The sequence below is a fragment of the Intestinimonas sp. genome, assembly GCF_026169115.1.
Taxonomy (GTDB): Bacteria; Bacillota; Clostridia; order Oscillospirales; family Oscillospiraceae; genus Intestinimonas.
In genome coordinates this window covers 1-5053 of sequence record NZ_JAPFEA010000126.1, presented here as the reverse complement: position 1 = coordinate 5053, position 5053 = coordinate 1, and the positions used below count along the sequence as shown (strand labels likewise).

The following is a 5053-nucleotide window of genomic DNA, read 5'->3' as shown; positions in this document are numbered from 1 at the left end:
CTCCAGCACCGGGGGTCCTTCGTCCGCCTGACGGTGGAAAATGACGGCGACCCCATCCCAGAGGAGGCCCTGCCCCGGCTCTTTGAGCCCTTTTACCGCGCCGCCGCCGCCCGGGACCGCCAGAGCGGCGGCACCGGCCTGGGGCTGGCCCTGGTCAGGGAGACTGCCGCCCTCCACGGCGGCGCCTGCGGGGTGGAAAACCTCCCCACCGGCGTCCGCTTCTGGGTGGAAATCCCCCTTTGCAAGCCGTAAAAAACGCCTGCGCGCCCCGATCAAGCGGGGCGCGCAGGCGTTTTTTCCACAGGGTGTGCTTATTTTTTCAATTTTCCATCTGCTCCAGCACCAGGGGGAGCAGCAGCTCGGCCACCCTGGTCTGCGCCTCGGCAGAGAGGTGCCGCTTGGGGGTGGTCCGCTCGTTGAACCACCGCTCAGGGTCGGCTTTGAAGGGGGTATAGAGGTCCACGAAGGGGATATCCAGCTGGTCGCACAGGCTGGACAGGGATTCATTCCAGATGGGCAGACGGTTTTGGAGCTCCGGCCCCGCTACCTCCTCCGAAAACCAGGGGATACCCAGCAGGATGAGGGGCGTCTGGACCTCGGCGGCCTGGTCCAGCACGTCGGAGATCTCCGAAAGGAACTCTCCCAGGGGGACCTCCAGCCTTTTGGCGTCGTTGGTACCGAAGCCCAGGATGCACAGGTCGGCCCCGGCAGACGCCTCGGCAAAGTGCTCCATGGCGTAGTCGGCCTGGACGGCGGGGTGGCCCTCATTCCTCACCGCCGCATCCACGCCCCCGGCCCGAAGCATGGCCTCCAGCTTGGCCGGCCATGCCTCCTCCAGAGGACCGGGCATCCCCGTATCCCCAAGATAATATCTGGTGTTGGAGTCCCCAAAGGCCACAATCTGAACGCTCATTTCCCATCCTCCTCCACATCGCATGACGCTTGTTCGATCTCCGTCCGGAACCACCGGGAACGCACATTTCTGATGGTAAAGCCATTCTTCTGATAGAGCCGGCAGGCCGCCGGATTGGCTGTGGAGACCTGGAGCCAGCAGCGGTCATATCCGCTCTGTTCCAACAGGTCCATGGCCAGCAGCAGGAGCTCCCGGCCCAGCCCCCTGCCCCGGACCGCCTGTTTCAAACCGATGCCCTCGATCTCCCCGGACCCAAGGTCCAGCTCATAGATGCCCACCGGCTCCCCGCCTTCCAACACGAAGCCGCAGCTCCCCGGCCTGGCCAGCCGCTCTGCCAATTCCTCCTGCCCATAAGTGGCGGCGTTTGGCACGGCGGCAAATGCCTCATTGTAGAGGGCCAGCCACCGCGTCCCCAGAGCGCCGGTCAGCGGCTCAGGCACAAGCCCGCCCTGTGGCCGGGGCCGGTCCCCATCCAGGGCCCGCTCCAGCTCCACCATGTCGTGGACATGGGTGAGTCGAACCGGCCCATACGCCCCCTCCACAAGGGGAACCGCCGGGTCGGTGGAGGCCGCGTAAATCTCCCGGGCGCCCAGGTCGGTCAGGGCCCGGACCTCCCGGACCAGCACGTCCTCCAGCCCCTCCGCCCGGCAGCGGCGGAGCATCAGATAGGCAATGCCCCGGACCGGTATCTCCTGGGTGATCCTGGTGATCTGGTCCTCCATGGACCTTCGCCCCCCTTCACGCTATGATGCTCTTTGTTAACCATCATATCACAGCTGGAGGGCCGGCGCAACGGTCTGCCGCCGCGCCCAAAAAAGTTTACAATCGGACCTCCACCGGTCTCCCCATGGTGAGGGAATCCGGCGTCACCTTACAGTCCATGCACAAGAGCTCCACCCCCGCCGCCACGGCCCTGCGGACCGCTGCGCCGAAGGCCGGGTGGGTCCGGTCATTGGGGGACCAGAAGGCCACGCCCTCCATCTGCACCACCAGACACAAAGCCGCCTCATAGCCCGCCGCCCGGCAGGCCATGAGCTCCTCCACATGCTTGACCCCCCGCTCTGTGGGCGCGTCGGGAAAGTAGACGGCGCCCCCCTCCTCCAGGGTGACCCCCTTTACCTCCACGAAGCCCTTGCGGCCCGTTTCTGATGACTCCCAGTAGAAATCAAATCTGGAATTCCCCCATGTAGTCTCCGGCCGCAGCAGGGTGAGCCCTGCACGGAAGCCCCCGGCGGCGGCCCACTCCCCAAAGACCTTGTTGGGCGCCTGGGCGTCCATATTGATGAGCCGCTCCCCCTTCTCCACGGCGACGAGGTCATACCGGGTCTTCCGCCCCGGCCGGCCGCAGTCCTCCAGATAGACCACAGCCCCCGGCACCAGAAGCTCCCGGCACCGCCCGGTGTTCTTCACGTGGACGGTCTCCTCAACGCCCTCCAGCGCCACCTGGGCGATAAAGCGGTTGGGCCGACGGAGAAAGACCGCCTTTTTCACAGTTTGGTATTGCATCTTTTCTCCCCTGTCTGTATCCTTAGTCTTGGGGCTTGTTTGAACATCGTCAACACGCCCGGTCAGCGGGCCTTGTGACCGCCGGTCCCAATCCCACCGTCAGGAGGTAACGCCATGCACATCCCGGTCTGTGACACCACCGAGCAGCTCACCGTCCTGCCCTTTGCCGACGCGCTGGAGCAGGCTCTCCGGCCCTCGCCGGACTATGACACGAAGCAGTGGCTCTATGTGCCCAATTTTTATGCGGAATATCGGTACATCTTAGGCACCCAGGGGGAAAAGCCCCTCATCTGCGTGGGGGTCAATCCCTCCACCGCCGCCCCAAACGCGCTGGACAACACCCTCAAATCAGTGGAGCGCATCGCCCTGGGCAACGGCTACGACAGCTTCATCATGTTCAACGTGTACGCCCAGCGGGCCACCCGCCCCGACGACATGGAACGGACGCTCAATCCCCAGCTGCACGCTGAGAATATGGCGGCCTTCCGCTACGCCCTGGCCCAGACCAGGCGGGGCCAGCCGGCGATCTGGGCCGCCTGGGGGAACATCATCGAAAAGCGCCCCTATCTGCCCGGCTGTGTGCGTGATATGATCGCCGCGGGGCAGGAATTCGGCGCACAGTGGTTTTCCGCCGGAAAGCGTTCGGTCAAGGGGCACCCACACCACCCCCTCTACCTGCGCAAGGACAGCCCGCTGGACCCCTTCGACGTGTCCGACTACCTGTCCTCTGTTCTGGGCGCACCCTGAGCATCGGACCGCCGACGCTCCAGCACCATGAAAATCATGCTCAGGAGCATCGCCGTCAGCTGTGAAGCCGGCACGGCCAGCCAGGTCCCGTCCACTCCGCCGGCCAGGGCGGGGAGAACGGCCAGCAGCCCCAGCAGCGCCAGCGGCTCCCCATAGATCAACATACAGGCCCAGAGATCGCGGCCCGTGGCATAGAAGCAGGCGGTAGCCACCCGGGAGACCGCCATAAACAGGAAGCCCACCAGAAAAATGGGCAGGATCCTGGCCACCTCCGCCGCCACCTCCGGGGATGCCCCAAACAGCGCCGCCACCTGATCCCGCAGCAGGTAGATCCCCCCGCCGCTGAGCAGAGCCGTGACAAAGGAGAGGAGATAGGCCATATTGCGGAACCGGTCTGCCCGCTCCTGCCGGCCCTCGCCATAGGAACGGCTCACCAGCGGCTGACTTCCGTCGCTGACACCCTGGAGGAGAAGCATAATCACCGATGCGATATAGCTCACCGGAGCATAACAGGTCACCGCCGCAGCGCCGCCGTAGATGGCGGCGCTTTTATTGATTAGAATGAGGGCAATGTTGGGGGAAAAGGTGAGCCCAAAGGGGGAGAGCCCCACCGTCAGCACCCGCCGGACCAGCGCCGGCCCCCGGCCCCCCAGATCCCACGACAGCCGGACCTTCCGAAGCATAAAATAGCCCAGGCAGACCGCAGCGGTCACGCCCTGGCCAATGGCGGTGGCCGCAGCCGCACCCGCCATCCCCAGCGGAAATTTCCACACCAGCAGATAGTCCAATAAAATATTGGTGCAGAAGCCGGCCACCATGGCCGTCATGGCGGCCACTGACCCCCCCATATTTCGGATGAAGGGCACCGTCCCTGTCCCCAGGATCTGAAAGGCCGCCCCCACACTGACCCAGCGGATATACTCCTCGCCCAGCACCAAAATATCATCCTGGGCGCCGAACAGCAGCAGTACCCGCTCCGCTCCCAGCAGAAACAGCGGTGTAAGCAGAAGGCTGGCTGCCGCAAGTAGGGCCAATGAAATGGTGAAATATCGTTTGGCCAGCCGCTCATCACCGCTGCCCATGCTGATGGCATACTGAACGGCGCCCCCCATGCCAATGCCTGTCCCCACCGCCTGCAAAAAAGCGGTGAGGGGATAGGCCACATTGATGGCAGCCAACGCCTGGTCCCCCAGGGCGTTACCCACGAAAAAGCCGTCGGCGATGGCGTAGACGCCGGAGAGGGCAAAGGCCAGCATAGAGGGAAGCACCGCCCGCAGAAATTGCTTATGAAGTTCCATGCTCAACCTCCAAAATGGTCTGATGAATCGGCGTATTTCACTCCGTACTCTTTTGGACATAGCAAAAAACGGACCTCCGAAGAAGTCCGTTTTTTGTGTCGGCGCTACCTATCTTCCCGGCCCGTCTCCAGGCAAGTATTTTCGGCGCAGGTGAGCTTAACTGCCGTGTTCGGAATGGGAACGGGTGGACCCTCACCGCAATCAGCACCGACTGCTATCTTAACTGCTCTCACACAGTTAAAACCAATATGAAGTTAAAATTGGTGACCCGTGCGGGAATCGAACCCACGTTTGCGGCGTGAGAGGCCGCCGTCTTAGCCGCTTGACCAACGGGCCATGTGGTGCGCCTTCACGGATTCGAACCGGGGACCCACTGATTAAGAGTCAGTTGCTCTACCAACTGAGCTAAAGGCGCATACTTTCTTTCGAGAAAGAAAGTATGCAAAGAAATCTTTGACAACTTTGCCTTCCCAAAAGGGGGATCTTGTCTGCACCCTCAAAACCGAACAATGCGAAGTGGAAGTAGAAGGACAAGCGCCTGCACAATCATGTTAAGGTCAAGCCCTCGGCAGATTAGTATCGGTCAGCT

Annotated in this window: 6 protein-coding genes, 2 tRNA genes and 1 rRNA gene; 2 read left to right on the top strand and 7 right to left on the bottom strand. The window is 62.8% G+C overall.

What is annotated here, in order from left to right; translation table 11 throughout:
* Window positions 1–252: ATP-binding protein (locus tag Q0Y09_RS10825; RefSeq protein ID WP_297721348.1), on the top strand; the 252-nt coding region annotated here is incomplete at its 5' end.
* Window positions 253–319: 67 nt separating this feature from the next.
* Here the strand turns inward: Q0Y09_RS10825 and Q0Y09_RS10820 are convergent.
* The 3 genes from Q0Y09_RS10820 to sfsA form a co-directional block, all read right to left on the bottom strand.
* On the bottom strand, window positions 320–913 hold the full coding sequence (locus tag Q0Y09_RS10820) for an SGNH/GDSL hydrolase family protein (protein ID WP_297721345.1): 594 nt from the start codon (window positions 911–913) through the stop codon (window positions 320–322).
* On the bottom strand, window positions 910–1635 hold the full coding sequence (locus tag Q0Y09_RS10815; protein ID WP_297721341.1) for a GNAT family N-acetyltransferase: 726 nt from the start codon (window positions 1633–1635) through the stop codon (window positions 910–912). The genes Q0Y09_RS10820 and Q0Y09_RS10815 overlap by 4 nt, the downstream gene beginning before the upstream one ends.
* A gap of 97 nt (window positions 1636–1732) precedes the next feature.
* Entirely contained in the window at window positions 1733–2419 is a 687-nt protein-coding gene (gene sfsA / locus Q0Y09_RS10810) for a DNA/RNA nuclease SfsA (protein WP_297721337.1), read from the bottom strand.
* A gap of 114 nt (window positions 2420–2533) precedes the next feature.
* Here sfsA and Q0Y09_RS10805 point away from each other — a divergent pair, with 114 nt between their 5' ends.
* Window positions 2534–3166: a DUF1643 domain-containing protein gene (locus tag Q0Y09_RS10805; RefSeq protein WP_297721333.1), complete on the top strand. Its 633-nt coding sequence runs from the start codon at window positions 2534–2536 to the stop codon at window positions 3164–3166.
* Here the strand turns inward: Q0Y09_RS10805 and Q0Y09_RS10800 are convergent.
* The 4 genes from Q0Y09_RS10800 to Q0Y09_RS10785 all read right to left on the bottom strand — a co-directional run bounded on the left by Q0Y09_RS10800 (window position 3136) and on the right by Q0Y09_RS10785 (window position 4879).
* Window positions 3136–4464 carry an MATE family efflux transporter gene (locus Q0Y09_RS10800; protein WP_297721330.1) on the bottom strand — a complete coding sequence of 443 codons (1329 nt, stop codon included), beginning with the start codon at window positions 4462–4464 and terminating at the stop codon, window positions 3136–3138. The genes Q0Y09_RS10805 and Q0Y09_RS10800 overlap by 31 nt on opposite strands.
* 96 nt (window positions 4465–4560) lie before the next feature.
* Window positions 4561–4676, bottom strand: a 5S ribosomal RNA gene (gene rrf, locus Q0Y09_RS10795).
* A gap of 49 nt (window positions 4677–4725) precedes the next feature.
* Window positions 4726–4800, bottom strand: a tRNA-Glu gene (locus tag Q0Y09_RS10790).
* Window positions 4801–4803: 3 nt separating this feature from the next.
* Window positions 4804–4879 (bottom strand) — tRNA-Lys (locus tag Q0Y09_RS10785).
* Window positions 4880–5053: the final 174 nt, after the last annotated feature.

Excerpts from the sequence above, each read along its gene's own strand:
- Q0Y09_RS10820 (WP_297721345.1), bottom strand. The coding sequence starts at position 913 with ATGAGCGTTCAGATTGTGGCCTTTGGGGACTCCAACACCAGATATTAT.
- Q0Y09_RS10815 (WP_297721341.1), bottom strand. The coding sequence starts at position 1,635 with ATGGAGGACCAGATCACCAGGATCACCCAGGAGATACCGGTCCGGGGC.
- sfsA (WP_297721337.1), bottom strand. The coding sequence starts at position 2,419 with ATGCAATACCAAACTGTGAAAAAGGCGGTCTTTCTCCGTCGGCCCAAC.
- Q0Y09_RS10805 (WP_297721333.1), top strand. The coding sequence starts at position 2,534 with ATGCACATCCCGGTCTGTGACACCACCGAGCAGCTCACCGTCCTGCCC.
- Q0Y09_RS10800 (WP_297721330.1), bottom strand. The coding sequence starts at position 4,464 with ATGGAACTTCATAAGCAATTTCTGCGGGCGGTGCTTCCCTCTATGCTG.